The following is a 17,138-nucleotide window of genomic DNA, read 5'->3' on the forward strand; positions in this document are numbered from 1 at the left end:
ACATACTGTGCTGAATTCAATCCGTCCTTTCGTGGTGGAGGTTAGCGGACTCGAACCGCTGACATCCTGCTTGCAAAGCAGGCGCTCTACCAACTGAGCTAAACCCCCACGCAGTGGGCCATCCTGGACTCGAACCAGGGACCTCACCCTTATCAGGGGTGCGCTCTAACCACCTGAGCTAATAGCCCGGGTTCTGTTGGTTAAACAAAACCTCAACCATAGTCTAGAAACTCGACTCAAAGTCCTGACCGACCTAGAGTGACCGCTCGATACTCCTAATAACAATGGTTCGGAGTTATCAAGGGTAGGTCTCCCTAAAAGGAGGTGATCCAGCCACACCTTCCGGTACGGCTACCTTGTTACGACTTCACCCCAGTCATCAGCCCTGCCTTCGGCGCCCTCCTCCGCGAACGGTTAGAGTAACGACTTCGGGCGTGGCCAACTCCCATGGTGTGACGGGCGGTGTGTACAAGGCCCGGGAACGTATTCACCGCCGTATGCTGACCGGCGATTACTAGCGATTCCGCCTTCATGCAGGCGAGTTGCAGCCTGCAATCTGAACTGAGCCACAGTTTATGGGATTTGCTTGCACTCGCGCGCTCGCTGCCCTCTGTCTGTAGCATTGTAGGACGTGTGTAGCCCAAGACGTAAGGGGCATGATGACTTGACGTCGTCCACACCTTCCTCCGAGTTGTCCCCGGCAGTCTCTTTAGAGTGCCCAACTGAATGCTGGCAACTAAAAACGTGGGTTGCGCTCGTTGCGGGACTTAACCCAACATCTCACGACACGAGCTGACGACAGCCATGCACCACCTGTGTTCGCGCTCCCGAAGGCACTCTCTGATCTCTCAGAGATTCGCGACATGTCAAGCCTTGGTAAGGTTCTTCGCGTTGCATCGAATTAAACCACATCCTCCACCGCTTGTGCGGGCCCCCGTCAATTCCTTTGAGTTTCACACTTGCGTGCGTACTCCCCAGGCGGGATACTTAACGCGTTAGCTACGGTACTGCACGGGTCGATACGTCCAACACCTAGTATCCATCGTTTACAGCTAGGACTACAGGGGTATCTAATCCCTTTCGCTCCCCTAGCTTTCGTCCCTCAGCGTCAGTTGTGGCCCAGTAGAGCGCCTTCGCCACTGGTGTTCTTCCCGATATCTACGCATTTCACCGCTACACCGGGAATTCCCTCTACCCCTACCACACTCAAGTTCCCCAGTTTCCATTGCCGATCCACAGTTGAGCTGTGACCTTTGACAACAGACTTAAAAAACCGCCTGCGGACGCTTTACGCCCAATAATTCCGGATAACGCTTGCCTCCTCCGTCTTACCGCGGCTGCTGGCACGGAGTTAGCCGAGGCTTATTCCTCTGGTACCGTCAGGTCTTCTTCCCAGAGAAAAGAGGTTTACAACCCTAAGGCCTTCCTCCCTCACGCGGCGTTGCTCCGTCAGGCTTGCGCCCATTGCGGAAAATTCCCCACTGCTGCCTCCCGTAGGAGTCTGGGCCGTGTCTCAGTCCCAGTGTGGCTGATCATCCTCTTAGACCAGCTACTGATCGTCGCCTTGGTGAGCCCTTACCTCACCAACTAGCTAATCAGACGCGAGTTCATCCTCAGGCCATTAATGTTTCACCTCTCGGCACATTGGGTATTAGCCACCGTTTCCAGTGGTTGTCCCCATCCTAAGGGCAGATCCTCACGCGTTACTCACCCGTCCGCCACTAGATCCGAAGATCCCGTTCGACTTGCATGTGTTAAGCACGCCGCCAGCGTTCATCCTGAGCCAGGATCAAACTCTCCATGTTAGTTATCAACTCCCTAAAGAGCTAACAACAATCGACTCCATGAGATTAGAGTCAGATGTTCGAATCCCGGATACCTCAGTATCCGTTCTGTCTTGCTTGACCTAATTCAGCATTCCTGCTACCATTAGACCAATTTAATCCTTGACAGGAACCTTGGCTTTGTTTCTAGACTATGTAGTTGTCGAGGTTCTCCGCTAAGCGGCCTGCAGGGTGCCCTAACCAGCCTGGAAGAAAAGGGACTGATCTATGGCCCTCAGTTTGGCTACCGCATCGCCCTGCCACTGCTCGATTTTTGGCTCCGGCAGCGGCTTCGCTAAGAAGCTATCGTCATTTTCAGCTCTATAAAATAGAGCCAGCTCGAAGTTGGTCATTGGGCTTGGTTGCAACCAGAATTTTCAGCTTGCACAGGTCATTGGCTAAGAGTTGCCGCACCAGGGGTATCTGCCAGGATCAAACTCTCCATGTTAGTTATCAACTCCCTAAAGAGCTAACAACAATCGACTCCATGAGATTAGAGTCAGATGTTCGAATCCCGGATACCTCAGTATCCGTTCTGTCTTGCTTGACCTAATTCAGCATTCCTGCTACCATTAGACCAATTTAATCCTTGACAGGAACCTTGGCTTTGTTTCTAGACTATGTAGTTGTCGAGGTTCTCCGCTAACCCTCGGTGAAACAGTCGCTTGAACCGCTCCCCTCAGGCGCTTTATCAATATATCTAGATTAAGCCTGGGTGTCAACACCTTTGCCAAAAATTTTTCCGGGGTTTCAAAACGCCCACACCACAGGCGATTCAAGCGTTTTGTTGGCCTCTGAACTCAAGATCTTCCCTTCTTTTTCGAAAAAATTCTTTTGTACGACCCCGTATCTGGGGGTTGGCCACGGGAAAAGGACGGTAGGGATAGCGTGGTGAAATTGTCTCTGGGCAAGGATTAAGGGCGTTAGCGCGACCTTAAGGTGAATTTGTAATTGGGGACACAGACAGTCTTCTGGCTGTCCTCTGAGCTATCACCAGCTAGTTTCTAACGGCCAAGCATCGGCGGCGGTGGCCCCTGCCTGTTATTAGGTCGGGCCTGGCGCCGCAACTGAATTTGGTTTAGAGCGGCTGCTGTTGAATACTATTAGAGACTGTAGGTTTTGAACGTGGGTTAGTAGCTGGGGATTGATCGTGCATTTTCAGTCTGTGATTGCGACGCTAAATGATTTTTGGGCTAAGCAGGGCTGCGTAATTATGCAGCCTTACGATACGGAGAAGGGAGCGGGCACCAAGAGTCCCCATACGTTTTTGCGAGCGCTGGGGCCGGAACCCTGGGCCGTAGCCTACGCGGAGCCCTGTCGCCGCCCGGCGGATGGGCGCTACGGAGAGAATCCAAACCGTTATCAGCACTACTTTCAGTACCAGGTGTTGATTAAGCCCTCGCCGAGCGACATTCAGGAAACCTATATAGAGTCGCTGCGATCGCTGGGGATTAAACCCGAAGACCACGACATTCGCTTTGTGGAGGACAACTGGGAGGATGCGGCGGTGGGCGCCTGGGGCGTGGGCTGGGAGGTGTGGCTGGATGGGATGGAGATTACCCAGTTCACATACTTTCAGCAGTGCGGGGGGATTGACTGCCGCCCGGTGTCGATCGAGCTGACCTATGGGCTGGAGCGATTGACGATGTACCTGCAGGAGGTGGATGCGATCGCCAAAATCCAGTGGAACGACCAGCTCACCTACGGCGATATCTACATGCAGGCGGAGATTGAGAACTCCACCTACAACTTTGAGGCGTCAAATCCAGAGCTGCTGTTTACGCTATTCGACCTGTATCAGCAGGAGGCGGAGCAGCTGATGGATCGAGGGCTGGTGCTGCCCAGCTATGACTATGTGTTGAAGTGCTCCCACACCTTTAACCTGCTGGATGCGCGGGGGGTGATTTCGGTGACGGAGCGCACCCGCTATATTCGTCAGGTGCGGGGGCTGGCGCGGCGGGTGGCGCAGCTTTACCTGGAGCAGCGAGAGAAGCTGGGTTTTCCGCTGTTGGAGGAAAGCCAACAGAACGTGGCCTAGGGACTTAGGGATTCGAGCTCCGTACCCCCGGTTTCTAAAGGGTTTTTGGCGTAGGGGCAAACGGTGTTTACCCAGCCCAACTGGGGGCTAGCCAAAGCAAGTTCAGGATCAAGCTTAGACTTGGGTAAGGGCGAACGGCTGTTCGCCCCTCGGGATGTGTTGCATGGGATCGCCGATTAGCGCTAATTCGATTGGCGCAGCACCGTGCCCAGGGCGTGCAGGAGGGTATCGACGTGCTCGGGCTGGCTGTTGTAGCCCATCAGGCCGATGCGCCACACTTTACCACCCAGTTCGCCCAGGCCGCCCCCGACTTCAATGTTGTAGTCGGCCATGAGTTGACGGCTCACTGCTTTAGCATCGACGCCGTCGGGTACGCGCACCGTGGTCAGCGTGGGCAATCGCAGCGATTCTTCCACATGACAGGTGAGGCCGAGGTCGGCCAGACCAGACCAGAAGTATTCAGCGGTTTGCTGGTGACGCTGCCAGCGGGCTTCTAGGCCTTCTTCAGCCAGCAAGCGCAGGGCTTCGCGCAGAGCATAGGTGAGGTTGACCGGAGCGGTGTGGTGATAGACCCGCTCTGGCCCCCAGTACTTGCGCAGCAGGGCGGCATCGAGATACCAGTTGGCGACGGGCTGGCGGCGGCGCTCCAGTTTGGCCACGGCGCGGGGGCTCATGGTGAAGGGGGATATGCCAGGAGCACAGCTCAAGCCCTTCTGGCCACAGCTGTAGGCGAGATCCACGTGCCAATCGTCGAGAAATATGGGGACACCGCCCAGGCTGGTGACGGTATCCACCAGTAGCAGGCAGTCGTGGGCCGCGCAGGCAGAGCCTAACCCCTCAAGGGGCTGACGCACGCCGGTGGAGGTTTCGGCGTGGACAATCGCTAGCACCGCAGGCCGATGTTCTGCCAGTGCCGTGGTCAGTTCGTCAAGGGTGAAGGCTTCGCCCCAGGGCCGGTGGAGGGTGACCACGTCGGCGCCGTAGCGACGGGCCATATCGACCAGGCGGTGCCCAAAATACCCTTTCACACAGACGAGAACGCGATCGCCTGGTTCAACTGCATTGGCCAGGGTGGCCTCCATGGCCGCCGACCCGGTACCGGCCACCGCATAGGTCAAAGGATTGGTGGTCTGCCAGGTGTAGCGCAGCAGGTCTTGCACCTCATCCATCATCTCCAGGTAGACGGGGTCGAGGTGGCCAATGGGCTGCTGATTCATCGCCGCAATTACGCGGGGATCTGCGTTAGATGGGCCCGGCCCCAACAGCAGACGCTCGGGTACCACCAGGGGAGGGAGGGCGGTGGGCCGAATGGAGAGGGCGGGGGAGAGGGGTATGGCCATGGGTTACAGCGAGATTGATGAGGACAAAGCGAGTGACTGGGTAAGCCAGTCTGGTCCCATTCTCCTATGGAAGCGGCTTTAGTAGCCCTGGGCACAGCAAGCCAGGGTGGAGTTCCCATTGCAACGCTCAATGTAACGCTCAACGTGAGGAATCCTGAGGGTTTCAGCTCAAGCATCCAGAGCCTCCGCCCTGGGCGGCGATCTTCAGGTATCGATCGCGGTATCGAGCGATCGCAGCCAGACTACAAACAGCGTGCCGGGATAGGGGGGGTAGGCGGCGGACTCTGGCGGTAACCACGGGGTACCCTGCACCGGGCTGATCAGCTCCACATGCCCACCCATTCCCTGCACCAGGTCCTGCACAATCGCTAGCCCCAGCCCTGTACCGGGAATATCCCCCTGGGCCTGCACGCCCCGAAAGTGACGGGTAAAAAGCTGCGGCTGATCGGCCAGGGGAATGCCGGCCCCGGTATCCCCCACCGCAATACCTTGAAAGACCTGGGCATTCAACCGCTGCACCAAACCGGCGGTGACCCAAACTAGCGATCCGGGGGAGGCATACTTCAGTGCATTGTCGATCAGGTTGTGCAGCACCTCCCCCAGGGCAGCGGGGTCAAGCCAGACCTGGGGAAGCGCACTGGGAATGTGGTGTACCATATGCAGCCCGCGCTCCTGCACCAGGGGCAAAGTGGACTGCACCAGGGGAAGGGCCACATCGACAATTGAACCAGGTCTTACCGCTAGCGATCGCCCCAGCCCATGCCCCTGAGTAGGCGCAATAGCCAGCCTGTCGGCGGCGATAGCCTGATCCTCGCCGGGCGCAGGCCTAGCGGCATCTTCGGCGCTGCCCGGCAACAGCAGCCCGCTGAGCGAAGGACTCGTGGGCTGGGTGAGCAGTTCATCACCCGTAGCTACAGCATCGTCGAAGTGCTGAGCCAGATCCTGTAGGCGGCGGCTTTCGCGCACAATACCTTCGGCGATGGGACGATTGCCATCCTCAGCCGGTAGCCGTTTAACCATCAGCTTGCCGAAGGTCTGCAGTGCCGTCAGCGGGTTACGAAACTGGTGCAGCAGATCGTGGAAGGTCTCAGACTGGGTGGACTGACTGAGCTGGCGCTGGTTGAGCTGGCGCTGTAGCCACTGGTTGCGCTGATCCATCACGCAGGCGATCGCCAGCGTATTAGCCGCCTGCTCCGCCTGCTGACAATCTTCAGGTGTCCAGGGCTGAGCCTCGCGGGTGCTGACCATTACGCCCAGTACAACCCCCTCGTGGGCCAGAGGTAGTACCAGCGGGTAGGCCACCGGATCGGCCTCCAGTCCTGGGGGCGTTCTCCGCATGGGAGGTGAAATCGTTCTACTCTCCCGCTGCTCCTCACGCTGAGGGGAAGGCGACAGTTTGCCCCCTGGACTATGAGGAGTCTGGGGCCAGTTGCTCAGCCGAACAGCCAGCTGAGACGAGTCATCCCCCCCCCTGCTATCCTCGCTCTCGATCTCACCGTCGACCTCAGAGACAGCCGCCAACCCCTCGCGCAGACCGCTCCAAAGCTCGGCGGTTTCGGGATAAGCGACCAGGGGCACCAGCGCCGGATTGGCAGAATCGGCCGCAGTTTCGGCCAGGTAGACAACGGTCGACATGGCCCCTAGAGCCTGGGTCACCAGCAGAACCTGAGACTGACAAAGGGCTATGAATTCGGAGCTAGGGGAGCCCATCATGGCAGAGCAACTTAAGAGTTTGACGGAAGAAAAATTGAAGTTTTGTCAATTTTTTAACAATTCTGTTCAGGCTTAGCTCTGCCAAATACCCTTGTAACCGTTACAAGTCATGGATTTCAACGTGTTCGACCCGATTTTTAAGAGAAGTTGAAATTCTTATTTTGAGCCTATATACTTGGCCTGGTTAACAAATTTTGTAACCGAAACTACATCCAAATATCCACTGAGAGGGAGGTAGGCAACTTGGCAAGGAGACGCAAGCGTAAGAGTCGTCGTCGCTTAGAAGGCCGTCGCATCTTAGAGGCTGTTCCTCAGTATAGTATTGAGAGCGGCAACGAAAAACCCGTAACCGCAGCTCGGAATTTTATTCATTCCGAGGGCATCGCCCCCCCAGCCCTGCTGCTGGTTAAACGGAACGAGCATACTACTGACCGGTACTTTTGGGCCGAGAAGGGTCTGTTTGGAGCCCAGTACGTCGAAGAGAACCACTTTCTCTTCCCCAGTCTGCGGGTACTGCTTGGCGAAGACGAAGAAGAATCTTCAGCCCTAGAGAGTCTGACTCATTGAGATCGATGACCCGCTGACAGGCTTTGCTGGTTCAGCAGGTTGACTGAGTCATTAACTTAAAACCAAAAGCTAGCCCTGAGGGCTAGCTTTTTTTGTCCCTAACGGCTCATCTCCTGCTCTAGGACCGCAAGTTCGTCCCGGTGGGCCGTAATGGTTACCGTGGCAGAGGGACGGGTGGGGTCCTCCGAGGATGCCTCGGGCTGCACCTGGAGCACAATTTCTTCGTCGCGATCGGATCCTTTCCAGTAGAACCAACCGGCTGCCGGGGCGATCCCAACCAGTCCCCAGGCGATCGCTCCGGTGGTGGGCCAGAGATTGGTCAACACCAGCGCCAAGCACAGTCCACCCACGGCGGCCAGGAGGGTCAAAAAGCTGGCTAGAAATAAGCTTGGTCGCACTCGGCCCCGCAGGACAAAACGCTGGGCTTCGGCATCGGCTAGCGCTACACTGTAAGCCCGTGCTTCAAAGTGGGTCGTCAGCGTTTGGAGCAGGGTCAGCGGCGCAACGGGACGAGCTAGGGTGAGGGTTTCCAGCCGATCTTTGGTAGAGGCGCGAATAAAAAAGACTAACCCTACCACCATCAGCAGGGTCAGAAGCAGAGTTGAATAGGTTACGGTTTCGGTCACGGTTGGGCCATCAGTTGTACCTTTCTAGGGTACGAAATGATGGCTTGTTCAGGTAGATCCAGGGGCAGGTAGATCGAGGTGATTAAATGACCGAGCCATAGGCGGGTTAGGCCATTCGAACACCGTCAGCGCCCGGGTGATGAGTAAGCAGGGCTTTGGGACGTGGTGGGCCGGACAGGATCGCCCATATAGGTTTTCCAGAACTCGGCCAGTTCTTCGGCTTGTAACCGCCAGTCGGGGTTGAGGCGGTACATACGACGGGGGCGACCCCGACCTTCCACCTTTTTCCAGTAGCCGTCTATGGCATTTTCGTCTTCTAAAAACTTGAGTGCCCCGTACAGTACCGTGTCGGACAGGCGATAGTGGGGGTAGTGGTGAGTCAACCGCTGAATTAACTCAGTACCGTAGGAATCTTGCTGGAGCAACACCGACAGCACGTAGCAAACGGCAAGCTCTTTGTTGAGGTAGATGGGCGGTGGATCCTCGAAGAACTGATAAATATCCTCAAATTTCATGGGATCGCTCCAGATATATTAAAGTTTGTCTGCTTAACGCAGACCAGAGTTAAAAGCAGTCGATTAGTCGCTTAACGATTAGGCTAATTCTAATCACAGGTGATCCCCACAGTATCGAAGTGAGTGCAGATGGTAACTATCTGCAAATTTTTTTAGACATTATTAAATATTCGCCGCCAAAGATAATTGGCGGTGGATCCTCAAGCGCTACCAGCTGTCAAAAATCGGGGCGATCGCCGCCGTTTTCCAGCCCTCCACTCACCGGACGGGTTTGAAACAGAATGCGGCCATCGCGCACAGCCGCCAGGTGAATTTGGACAGGTCCTGCCGTGAAAATGTCTCTAGCCGCAATGGCCTGAAAGTCGACGGCCTGCCCAGACTGCTGTACAGCTTCCAGAAAGTTGAGAATGGTTTCGGGGCGATTGTCGGCCACCTGAAGAGAATCGCTCACGACACCGTCCTGGCGAGCCCGAAACTGGGTCGCAGCCAGCAGCAGATTGAGCCGTTCAACCAGCTGGCGATCGCCAAAGGGTGGTGGGTCCAGGGTGACCGTCGCTAGCCGCTCGCCCTGGGCGTACACCTGCTGGTTGGGGGTTGCATCGATAAACACCTGAATACAGGGCTCCCCCCGCTGTAGGACACAGGGTTCACCCGTGATGTAGTTGGCCGCCGACAGCAGCCTCACCACGTAGTCTTCACCCGTGGCCAGACGATCGATCAGAGTTTCGACTTCACGATTGCCAATCAGCAAAATTTGCTGGTCAATGAAGGTACCCGGGGCGATCGCGCGGGAGACCAAACGATTGGCCTGCTGCAAAAATTCAGTGACAAACTCTTCCGCCTGAGCTCGATTTTCAGCCCGCCCCTGGCCCGACAAAATTTCCTGGTTGCGGTTGAGGGCAATGTTGCCACGAAAAAGACCCTGAAACTGAGTTTGCAGGGACGCCACCTGCTGCTCCAGGAACTCTTGCTCGGCTTCCAGGCTGGCCAAGAGCTGTTCACGCTCGGCGATGGCGCGATCGCGCTGGGCAATCTGCTGGTCCAGTTCGGCGATGGCGCGATCGCGTTGGGCAATCTGGCTACCAATGGTGGCCTGCTGCTGCAGCAGGCGATCGCGATCGACCCGCAGCGCCGCGGTTGATCGCCGCAGGGTTTCTGCCTGCTGCGAGACGGTGTCGAGCTGGCCCAGGGTTTGGCGCAGCTGTTCCTCCGTGGCATCCTGCTGCGCTACGGCTCGATTGAGCGACTCATTCACCTCCTGAAGCCGACCCAGGGCTCGCTGGCGCTCCCTGGTGGCGGACTCCAAATCAGCCTCGACGTTTTCCTGAGCGGCCTGGGCCTGGGCCAAGTTGGCTTCGGCGGTGGCCAAGTCATCCTGAATCCGCCCCAGTTCAAAAACTCCGGTCCGCAGCTGGCTGCTCACCCCAAACAGCAGCGCCAGGGTAGAGGCCGAAATTACGCTGCCGGTGGCAATGCTGACCAGGGTGGCCGTTTGCCTGGGGCGAAGGTTGAATAAACTCAGTCGGGCCTTGCCGACCCGACTGCCTACGCGATCGCCCAGGGTGGCAATCACCCCCCCCAGGATCAGAACCGCAAAAATCAGTACGTAACCAGAAACCATGCACCTGCCACAGGGGAGTTTGCATTTACTCTACTGCATGGGTTTGGACCTTAGTGCCCTAGTCTTGCCAATCAGTCGACCTGGCTGGTCAAGCCCCAGCCCCGGACTCGAACCCCGCTGGCTTAAGTAAACTGCTGACTTAGATTAACCGGATCGTGCACAGTAATTTTCTTTTTATATATTGAGATCATACCTTCCTGGCGCAGATCGCCCAGGAGGCGGGTGACCGTCACCCGAGTAGACCCAATGGCCTCAGCAATCGCCTGGTGAGAAAGTTTGAGATCGATGGTGATGCCATCCTGGCTGGGTACGCCAAAGTCGCGGCAGAGAATCAGCAGGAAGCTTACCAAGCGTGATCCCATGTCCCGGTGGGCCAGGGTTTCGATCATCATCTCAGTCTGCAAAATTCGCGATGACAGCCCTCGCAACATCAGCAGGGCCAGCTCAGGGTTTTCTTCGAGGGACTGCTCGACCTGCTCGATGGGCACCGACAACAGCTCAACCGGTGTAAACGCTACGGAATGATAGAAGCGATCGGACCGGTTGCCTGTAATCAGCGACAGCACACCAAAGACACTATTCTCCCGCAGTAGGGCTACCGTGATCTCTTCCCCGGCCTCGTATACCCGCGACAGCTTAACCGCGCCCTTGAGCAAAAAATAAACCCGCTCTGCCGGGTCGCCCGGGAAAAAAATAGTCTTGCCCCGATCGTAGGACTCAACGACAGGGGGAAATGCACCCCCAGAGAGCTGACGAAAGACGTTGGCAAGCGGCTTATCTTGGGTCACTACCATAAACGTTCTGCTAAGAGCATCACCGTGGGCATCTGCAATGAAACTGCTGCGCTACCTACACCGCTGAGACCAGGGCCAGGCCTTCAGTACAGACTACCTTGGGCACCAAGCATAGAGCAGTTTAGTCGGTCTGGCACATTAGATAATGCAAACGTTCCATGACTTTAAATCACTTAACCTCAACTGCCCAGGAGGCGTTTGTATAGCAGGCTACCTTACTGTGTTCCGAAGAGGTTTTTCTGCCACCAAAGGTTAGCTGAGTCCAGCTTGAGCTAAATCGGCAGGGGGTTCCGTGCGAAAGCTCCAGAACCGAACCGCGCTTGGGCACCTACCGCGACGGACTGGAGTTTGGCCAAAACAGACTTGATCAAAGATGTCAAACCATTCTGCATCAGGATCTTACACATACCCGACTAAAAAAATCGGGTATGTTTGACCAGGGTTTGACTTCGGTGCTAGGTTCTGAATAACAAATTCGAAATGTCAAAAACACCTGCTCCAGACCACCTAAGAGAATCCGCTATGACGCAGTCCATCGAACGCTCCACCGCTACCCAGCCCACCTTTTCGAACCTGAAGTGCCGAGAGTGTGGTGAGACCTACGACCTGGGTGCTAAGCACGTCTGTGAAGATGTCTGCTTTGGCCCCCTTGAGGTAGCCTACGACTACGATGCCATTCGCCAGCGGGTCACGCGCAGCACGATTCAAGCCGGGCCGCTGTCGATCTGGCGCTACAAAGATTTCCTGCCCGTCAGCACCGACACCCCCATCGATGTAGGTACGGGCATGACGCCGCTGGTACGCTCGACTCGGCTGGCCCGGCGTCTGGGCCTGAAAGAGCTTTACATCAAGAACGATGCCGTCAACATGCCCACCCTCAGCTTCAAAGATCGGGTGGTCTCGGTTGCGCTGACCCGAGCCCAGGAACTGGGGTTCACCACGGTCTCCTGCGCCAGCACGGGCAACCTGGCCAACTCCACGGCGGCGATCGCGGCCCATGCCGGGCTGGACTGCTGCGTCTTCATCCCCGCTGACCTGGAAGCCGGCAAGGTGCTGGGCACCCTGATTTACAACCCCACCGTGATGGCGGTGCAGGGCAACTACGACCAGGTCAACCGCCTCTGTTCCGAGGTGGCCAACACCCACGGCTGGGGCTTTGTCAACATCAACCTGCGCCCCTACTACTCCGAGGGTTCCAAGACCCTGGGCTATGAAGTGGCTGAGCAGTTGGGCTGGCGACTGCCCGACCACATCGTGGCCCCCTTGGCCTCTGGCTCTCTGTTTACCAAGATCTACAAGGGCTTCCAGGAGTTTGTTAAGGTGGGGCTGGTCGACGACAAGGCGGTGCGCTTCAGCGGGGCCCAGGCCGAGGGCTGCTCTCCCATTGCCCAAGCCTTTAGGGAAGGTCGGGATTTTGTCACGCCCGTGAAGCCCAACACGATCGCCAAATCGATCGCCATTGGCAACCCCGCCGACGGGATCTACGCCCTCGACATTGCCCGCAAGACCAACGGCAATATCGAGTCGGTCACCGACGCCGAGGTGGTCGAGGGCATGAAGCTGCTGGCCGAAACCGAGGGCATCTTTACCGAAACCGCTGGTGGCACCACCATCGCGGTGCTCAAAAAGCTGGTGGAAGCCGGTAAGATTGACCCCGATGAGTCTACGGTGGTCTACATTACCGGCAACGGCTTGAAGACCCAGGAGGCCGTGCAGGGCTACATTGGCGAACCCTTCACGATTGAGCCCAAGCTCGAGAGCTTTGAGCGGGCGCTGGAGCGCTCTCGCACCCTGGACCGCCTGGAATGGCAGCAGGTGCCGGTGTAGGGGGATAGGTAACTACAAAATGCGACGTTCAAAACTTTGCATTTTGAACGTCGCATTTACCACTTCCTACTTCGCCACTCCCCGACGCACTCAACTTACCCTCTGTTTACCTTCACTTCTATGGCTGTCAAAGTACTGATTCCCACTCCCCTGCAAAAGTTCACCAACAACCAAGCTGCCCTCGAATGCAGCGGCGGCACGATTGTGGAACTGCTCAATGACCTGGAGAGCAGCTGTCCCGGCATCAAGGCCCGGCTTTGTGACGATGCGGGCGAACTGCGCCGCTTTGTCAACTTCTACGTCAACAGCGAGGATATTCGGTTTCTAGACGGCAAGGAAACCGCCCTCAGCGATGGGGACGAAGTCAGCATCGTGCCCGCTGTCGCTGGCGGCTAGGGCTCAGCCTGACCAATCGCGATCGCCCCAGGGAGCTGAGCCTTGCTGGGGCGATCGCGTTTTTCTCGCACCAAACCTAGGGGCACCACCGCCCCACAGCCGTCACTATCCACAGCCGTCACAATAGAGATGGCGTTGCGGGCAGAAACCTTCTCTAACTATGGATATCGAACCGATTCTCGCTCAGGCTCTGGCTGGGGACGACATCTCCGCCGCCGATGGAGTAGCCCTCCTGCAGCAGCAGACCCCCGAGACCATAGCCGCCATTCGCACCACGGCTGACACCCTGCGCCAGCGCCAGGTGGGAGACACGGTAACCTACGTGGTCAACCGCAACATCAACTTCACCAATATCTGCGAGCAGCACTGCAGCTTCTGCGCCTTTCGCCGCGACGCCCAAACTGAGGGGGCCTACTGGCTCGATTTTTCCCCCATCCTCGAAAAAGCTGCTGAGGCCGTAGGCGTGGGGGCGACCGAAATTTGCATGCAGGGCGGACTCAACCCCGCCGCCCAGATCAACGGCAGCTCCCTACGCTATTACCTGAAGCTGGCCGCAACGATCAAAGGCAGGTATCCCCGCCTGCACCTGCACGCCTTTTCCCCCCAGGAAGTGCAGTTCATCGCTCGCCAAGACGGGTTGAGCTACCGCGAGGTGCTGCTGGCCCTGCGGGACGGGGGAGTGGACTCCCTGCCAGGCACCGCCGCGGAGGTGCTCGACGATGAAGTGCGCCGGGTGCTGTGTCCTGAAAAAATTGACGCTGCCACCTGGCTTGAGATCGTCGGGCTGGCCCACGAGGTTGGCCTACCCACCACCAGCACCCTGCTGTCGGGCCACATTGAAACTCCTGCCCAGCAGATCGCCCACCTGGACAAACTGCGCCAGCTACAGCGCCTGTCGATGGAATTGGGTCGGTCGGCCTCAATTACCGAGTTTATTGTGCTGCCCTTTGTGGGGCAGGAGGCCCCCAAGCCGCTGCGTCGCCGAGTGGGGCGTGACCAGCCGGTGCTGGCCGACGCGCTGGTGCTGATGGCGGTGGCCCGCATTTACCTGGGCAACTGGATTGTCAACCACCAGCCCAGCTGGGTGAAGCTGGGGCTGGCCGGAGCCACCACCGCCCTGAACTGGGGCTGCAACGACATCGGCGGCACGCTAATGGAAGAGCATATCACCACGATGGCTGGTGCCCAGGGCGGTACCGCTATGACGGTGGCCGAGCTGCGCGGGGCGATCGCCAGCCTGGGCCGTCCGGCCCGACAACGGGACACTCTCTACGGTACAGTGCCAGCCGAAGGGACGGCCTTAGCCATGGGGGAACGTCACTCTGCCTCGCCCACAGCGGCCCGGCAGTCCCGCAGCCAGAGCCTGATGGCCTGACCCGTTACCCCCTGACTGCTCTCCTGGGGCGGGGTGGGCGGGCGAAGACTGCCGGGCCGTGGCGTGGTCCCGGCGGCTGGATAGCCCCCCAGGCTGGTGTACAGCAGGGTCATGTACCAGCCCTCCGGCCGCTGCACCAGAAACAGCCAATGGTAATTTTGCAGCAGCACCTCCTGGTCCCGCCAATACTGGCGCTCCAGGGTGGTAAAAAACACCTGCTGCGGGGAGGCGGCCCCCCCTGCCTCGTCACCGTCCGCCGCCTCGACTGGCACGGCCGCTGCGGTCAGCTCGATGGGGGTAAAGTCGGGTGGGCTGGCAAGAATCACCGTGCTGGGGGGAGGCAGGCGCGGCGGTGGGGCCGCCAGATTGAGGGTGCGGCTGGCGACCCGATTGGCGTAGCTGGGCAGATCGGTCAAGAGTCGGGCGGTCAGCCCCTCCAGGTCGCTGGGGCAGCGGTTAACAGGCCGCAGAGGAGATGGGCCGGGGGGGACCTGGGCCCCCAGACGACCCCCCAAAACCAGGCTACTCGCCACCCCTATTCCCAGGGCCGTGAGCAGACGACGGACTAGGGAGCGATCGCGGTGGAACATTCTTGGCAGATGCGCTCAAAGGCGGCGGCGGGGTTGGGGTCAGCGGTGATGGGACGCCCAATCACCAGGTAGGTAGCCCCGGCCTGCAGCGCCTGCACCGGGGTCAGCGTGCGGCGCTGATCGTCACTACTGGCCCAGCTGGGCCGCACCCCCGGACACACCAGGGTAAAGTCGGCGGGCAAAAAGCGCCGCAGCTGATTGGCCTCCTGGGGGGAGCAGACTGCCCCTCCCAGGCCACTGTCCTGGGCCAGCCGGGCCATCTGTAGGGCATAGTCAGTCAGGCCGAGGGGAACTTTGAGTTCCTCCGCCAGGGCATTGGGGCTGATGCTGGTCAGCAGGGTTACCCCCAGCAGGACGGGAGGATCCAGGCCGGCGGCGCTCGCTCCGGCGATCGCCGCCGATTGAGCCGCCACCAGGGCCTCTCGGCCAGCGGCGGTGTGCACCGTGATCAGATCGACCCCCCAGTGCCCCGCCGCCGCACAGGCCCCAGCCATGGTGTTGGGAATATCGTGAAACTTGAGGTCGAGAAACACCCGCTTCTGCCGCACCTTGAGGGCCTCAATCAGCGTGGGGCCAGCACTGACGAACAGCTCCAGCCCCACCTTCCAAAAGCTCACCTGGGGCAGAGACTCTACCAGGGCCAGGGCGGCCGTGGCGGAGGAGACATCCAGAGGTACGATTATGCGCTGGTCAACGGTCATGGGCTACACCGGGGCAAAGGTTAGACGGGTCGCACCAGCATCAGGGTTTGGCCAAACTCCACGGGCTGAGAATTGTCGACCAGGATCTCCACGACCTCGCCGCTCACCTCCGCCTCCAGCTCGTTCATCAGCTTCATGGCTTCGATGATGCACACCGTCTGCCCGGTGCTGATGCGATCGCCCACGCTGACAAAGGGCGGCTCTTCGGGGGCTGGTGATCGATAAAACGTCCCCACCATGGGGGAGTTGATGGCAATTAGATCGCTGCCCTTGCCTGGCGGGACGGCAGGCGGGGTAGTGGCCGTTGGTATCGGCTCTACGATGGGCGCAGGGGCGCTGACCACCACCTCCTGCACAGCCCCTGGCGTCACCGAGGGCGCTGTTGCCACCATGGCACCGGGTTTACGCAGCGTAAGCTCAAAATCTGAACTCTTGAGGGTTAGCTCTACAATATCGCTCTGGCTCAGGGCGGCGACTAATTCTCTCAGGTCGGTAACGCTTAATTCCACGGCGTAAGTCTCATACGATCTAGTCAGGGTTGATTCAGGAGTTGGGTGACCCGACCCAGCCAGGCCAGTCCTGGCCCAGGGCCGGTAGCGCGGCTTCGGGCAGCCCCTACTCGCGGCCCAGGTAGGCGTCGGTGCGGGTATCCACCTTAATTTTTTCGCCAATTGAGATAAACAGGGGCACCATCACCTGGGCACCGGTTTCGAGAATGGCGGGCTTGGTACCGCCCGTGGCGGTGTCACCCTTCACGCCGGGATCGGTTTGGGTAACCTCCAGCACGATGGAGTTGGGCAGTTCGACCTCCAAAATCTGACCATTCCAGCTGACGACGCTGACCGCCATTTCTTCTTTGAGATACTTCACCTGAGGGCCAATTTCGGCGGTGGTCAGCCGCACTTCCTCGTAGGTTTCCATATCCATAAACACCAGATCTTCGCCGTCCCGGTAGGTGTGCTGCATGTCTTTCTTTTCGATCACCGCCTGGGGAACCGTTTCCCCCGCCCGAAACGTTTTTTCAACGGTGTTGCCAGTTTTGACGTTCTTGAGCTTAGTGCGCACAAAGGCGGAGCCTTTACCCGGCTTGACATGGAGAAACTCGACCACCCGCCAGACGGAGCCGTCTAGCTCAATGGAGGTACCGGTGCGAAAGTCGTTGCTAGAAATCATGGCGCTGGCTACGGTGGACAGTCTTTATTTTGGCATCTC

16 protein-coding genes, 2 tRNA genes and 1 rRNA gene are annotated in these 17,138 nt (G+C 58.3%); 5 read left to right on the forward strand and 14 right to left on the reverse strand.

Annotation, left to right across the window (positions count from 1 at the left end; translation table 11 throughout):
- Positions 1-32: 32 nt before the first annotated feature.
- From NF78_RS25185 to NF78_RS33140, 4 genes are all read right to left on the reverse strand, one after another.
- A tRNA-Ala gene (locus NF78_RS25185) sits at positions 33-108 on the reverse strand.
- 6 nt (positions 109-114) lie between these two features.
- Positions 115-188 (reverse strand) — tRNA-Ile (locus NF78_RS25190).
- Between the two features lie 129 nt (positions 189-317).
- Positions 318-1,805: ribosomal RNA gene (locus NF78_RS25195) — 16S ribosomal RNA — on the reverse strand.
- 215 nt (positions 1,806-2,020) lie between these two features.
- Positions 2,021-2,176, reverse strand: coding sequence for a hypothetical protein (locus NF78_RS33140; protein ID WP_156119965.1), 156 nt, complete (start codon positions 2,174-2,176; stop codon positions 2,021-2,023).
- Between the two features lie 812 nt (positions 2,177-2,988).
- Here NF78_RS33140 and glyQ point away from each other — a divergent pair.
- Positions 2,989-3,861, forward strand: a complete 873-nt coding sequence (gene glyQ, locus NF78_RS25200; protein WP_412768542.1) for a glycine--tRNA ligase subunit alpha — start codon at positions 2,989-2,991, stop codon at positions 3,859-3,861.
- A 182-nt stretch (positions 3,862-4,043) separates the two neighbouring features.
- On the opposite strand, the gene NF78_RS25205 is transcribed toward glyQ, so the two are convergent.
- The gene (locus tag NF78_RS25205) at positions 4,044-5,201 is read right to left on the reverse strand and encodes a pyridoxal-phosphate-dependent aminotransferase family protein (protein WP_035992742.1); all 1,158 of its coding nucleotides are present in this window, start codon (positions 5,199-5,201) and stop codon (positions 4,044-4,046) included.
- Between the two features lie 204 nt (positions 5,202-5,405).
- Positions 5,406-6,836, reverse strand: coding sequence for an ATP-binding protein (locus tag NF78_RS25210; protein ID WP_412768541.1), 1,431 nt, complete (start codon positions 6,834-6,836; stop codon positions 5,406-5,408).
- Positions 6,837-7,157: 321 nt separating this feature from the next.
- On the opposite strand from NF78_RS25210, the gene NF78_RS30080 reads away from it, so the two are divergent.
- Entirely contained in the window at positions 7,158-7,481 is a 324-nt protein-coding gene (locus tag NF78_RS30080; protein WP_072016248.1) for a DUF3155 domain-containing protein, read from the forward strand.
- A 98-nt stretch (positions 7,482-7,579) separates the two neighbouring features.
- On the opposite strand, the gene NF78_RS25220 is transcribed toward NF78_RS30080, so the two are convergent.
- The 4 genes from NF78_RS25220 to ntcA form a co-directional block, all read right to left on the reverse strand.
- Entirely contained in the window at positions 7,580-8,107 is a 528-nt protein-coding gene (locus NF78_RS25220) for a cofactor assembly of complex C subunit B (RefSeq protein WP_035992749.1), read from the reverse strand.
- A gap of 125 nt (positions 8,108-8,232) precedes the next feature.
- Entirely contained in the window at positions 8,233-8,622 is a 390-nt protein-coding gene (locus NF78_RS25225; protein ID WP_035992752.1) for a PadR family transcriptional regulator, read from the reverse strand.
- Between the two features lie 217 nt (positions 8,623-8,839).
- Positions 8,840-10,243 carry a DUF3084 domain-containing protein gene (locus NF78_RS25230; RefSeq protein WP_072016249.1) on the reverse strand — a complete coding sequence of 468 codons (1,404 nt, stop codon included), beginning with the start codon at positions 10,241-10,243 and terminating at the stop codon, positions 8,840-8,842.
- 122 nt (positions 10,244-10,365) lie between these two features.
- A complete protein-coding gene (gene ntcA, locus NF78_RS25235) occupies positions 10,366-11,037 on the reverse strand; it encodes a global nitrogen regulator NtcA (RefSeq protein ID WP_017297200.1) in 672 nt (223 codons plus the stop codon).
- Positions 11,038-11,559: 522 nt separating this feature from the next.
- Between ntcA and thrC the strand changes: the two genes are divergently transcribed.
- The 3 genes from thrC (at position 11,560) to cofH (ending at position 14,635) form a co-directional block, all read left to right on the forward strand.
- Positions 11,560-12,864: a threonine synthase gene (gene thrC / locus NF78_RS25240; RefSeq protein WP_035992754.1), complete on the forward strand. Its 1,305-nt coding sequence runs from the start codon at positions 11,560-11,562 to the stop codon at positions 12,862-12,864.
- A 120-nt stretch (positions 12,865-12,984) separates the two neighbouring features.
- A complete protein-coding gene (locus tag NF78_RS25245; protein ID WP_035992757.1) occupies positions 12,985-13,260 on the forward strand; it encodes a MoaD/ThiS family protein in 276 nt (91 codons plus the stop codon).
- 160 nt (positions 13,261-13,420) lie between these two features.
- A complete protein-coding gene (cofH, locus tag NF78_RS25250) occupies positions 13,421-14,635 on the forward strand; it encodes a 7,8-didemethyl-8-hydroxy-5-deazariboflavin synthase subunit CofH (RefSeq protein WP_052050940.1) in 1,215 nt (404 codons plus the stop codon).
- Here the strand turns inward: cofH and NF78_RS25255 are convergent.
- From NF78_RS25255 to efp, 4 genes are all read right to left on the reverse strand, one after another.
- On the reverse strand, positions 14,578-15,225 hold the full coding sequence (locus NF78_RS25255) for a hypothetical protein (RefSeq protein WP_197064960.1): 648 nt from the start codon (positions 15,223-15,225) through the stop codon (positions 14,578-14,580). The genes cofH and NF78_RS25255 overlap by 58 nt on opposite strands.
- A complete protein-coding gene (gene pyrF / locus NF78_RS25260) occupies positions 15,201-15,926 on the reverse strand; it encodes an orotidine-5'-phosphate decarboxylase (RefSeq protein ID WP_035992759.1) in 726 nt (241 codons plus the stop codon). Before pyrF ends, NF78_RS25255 begins: the two co-directional genes overlap by 25 nt.
- Before the next feature lie 20 nt (positions 15,927-15,946).
- On the reverse strand, positions 15,947-16,435 hold the full coding sequence (gene accB, locus NF78_RS25265; protein WP_035992762.1) for an acetyl-CoA carboxylase biotin carboxyl carrier protein: 489 nt from the start codon (positions 16,433-16,435) through the stop codon (positions 15,947-15,949).
- Positions 16,436-16,541: 106 nt separating this feature from the next.
- The gene (efp, locus tag NF78_RS25270) at positions 16,542-17,099 is read right to left on the reverse strand and encodes an elongation factor P (RefSeq protein ID WP_035992765.1); all 558 of its coding nucleotides are present in this window, start codon (positions 17,097-17,099) and stop codon (positions 16,542-16,544) included.
- Positions 17,100-17,138 lie beyond the last annotated feature (39 nt).

The sequence above is a fragment of the Leptolyngbya sp. KIOST-1 genome (assembly GCF_000763385.1).
Taxonomy (GTDB): Bacteria; Cyanobacteriota; Cyanobacteriia; order Phormidesmidales; family Phormidesmidaceae; genus Nodosilinea.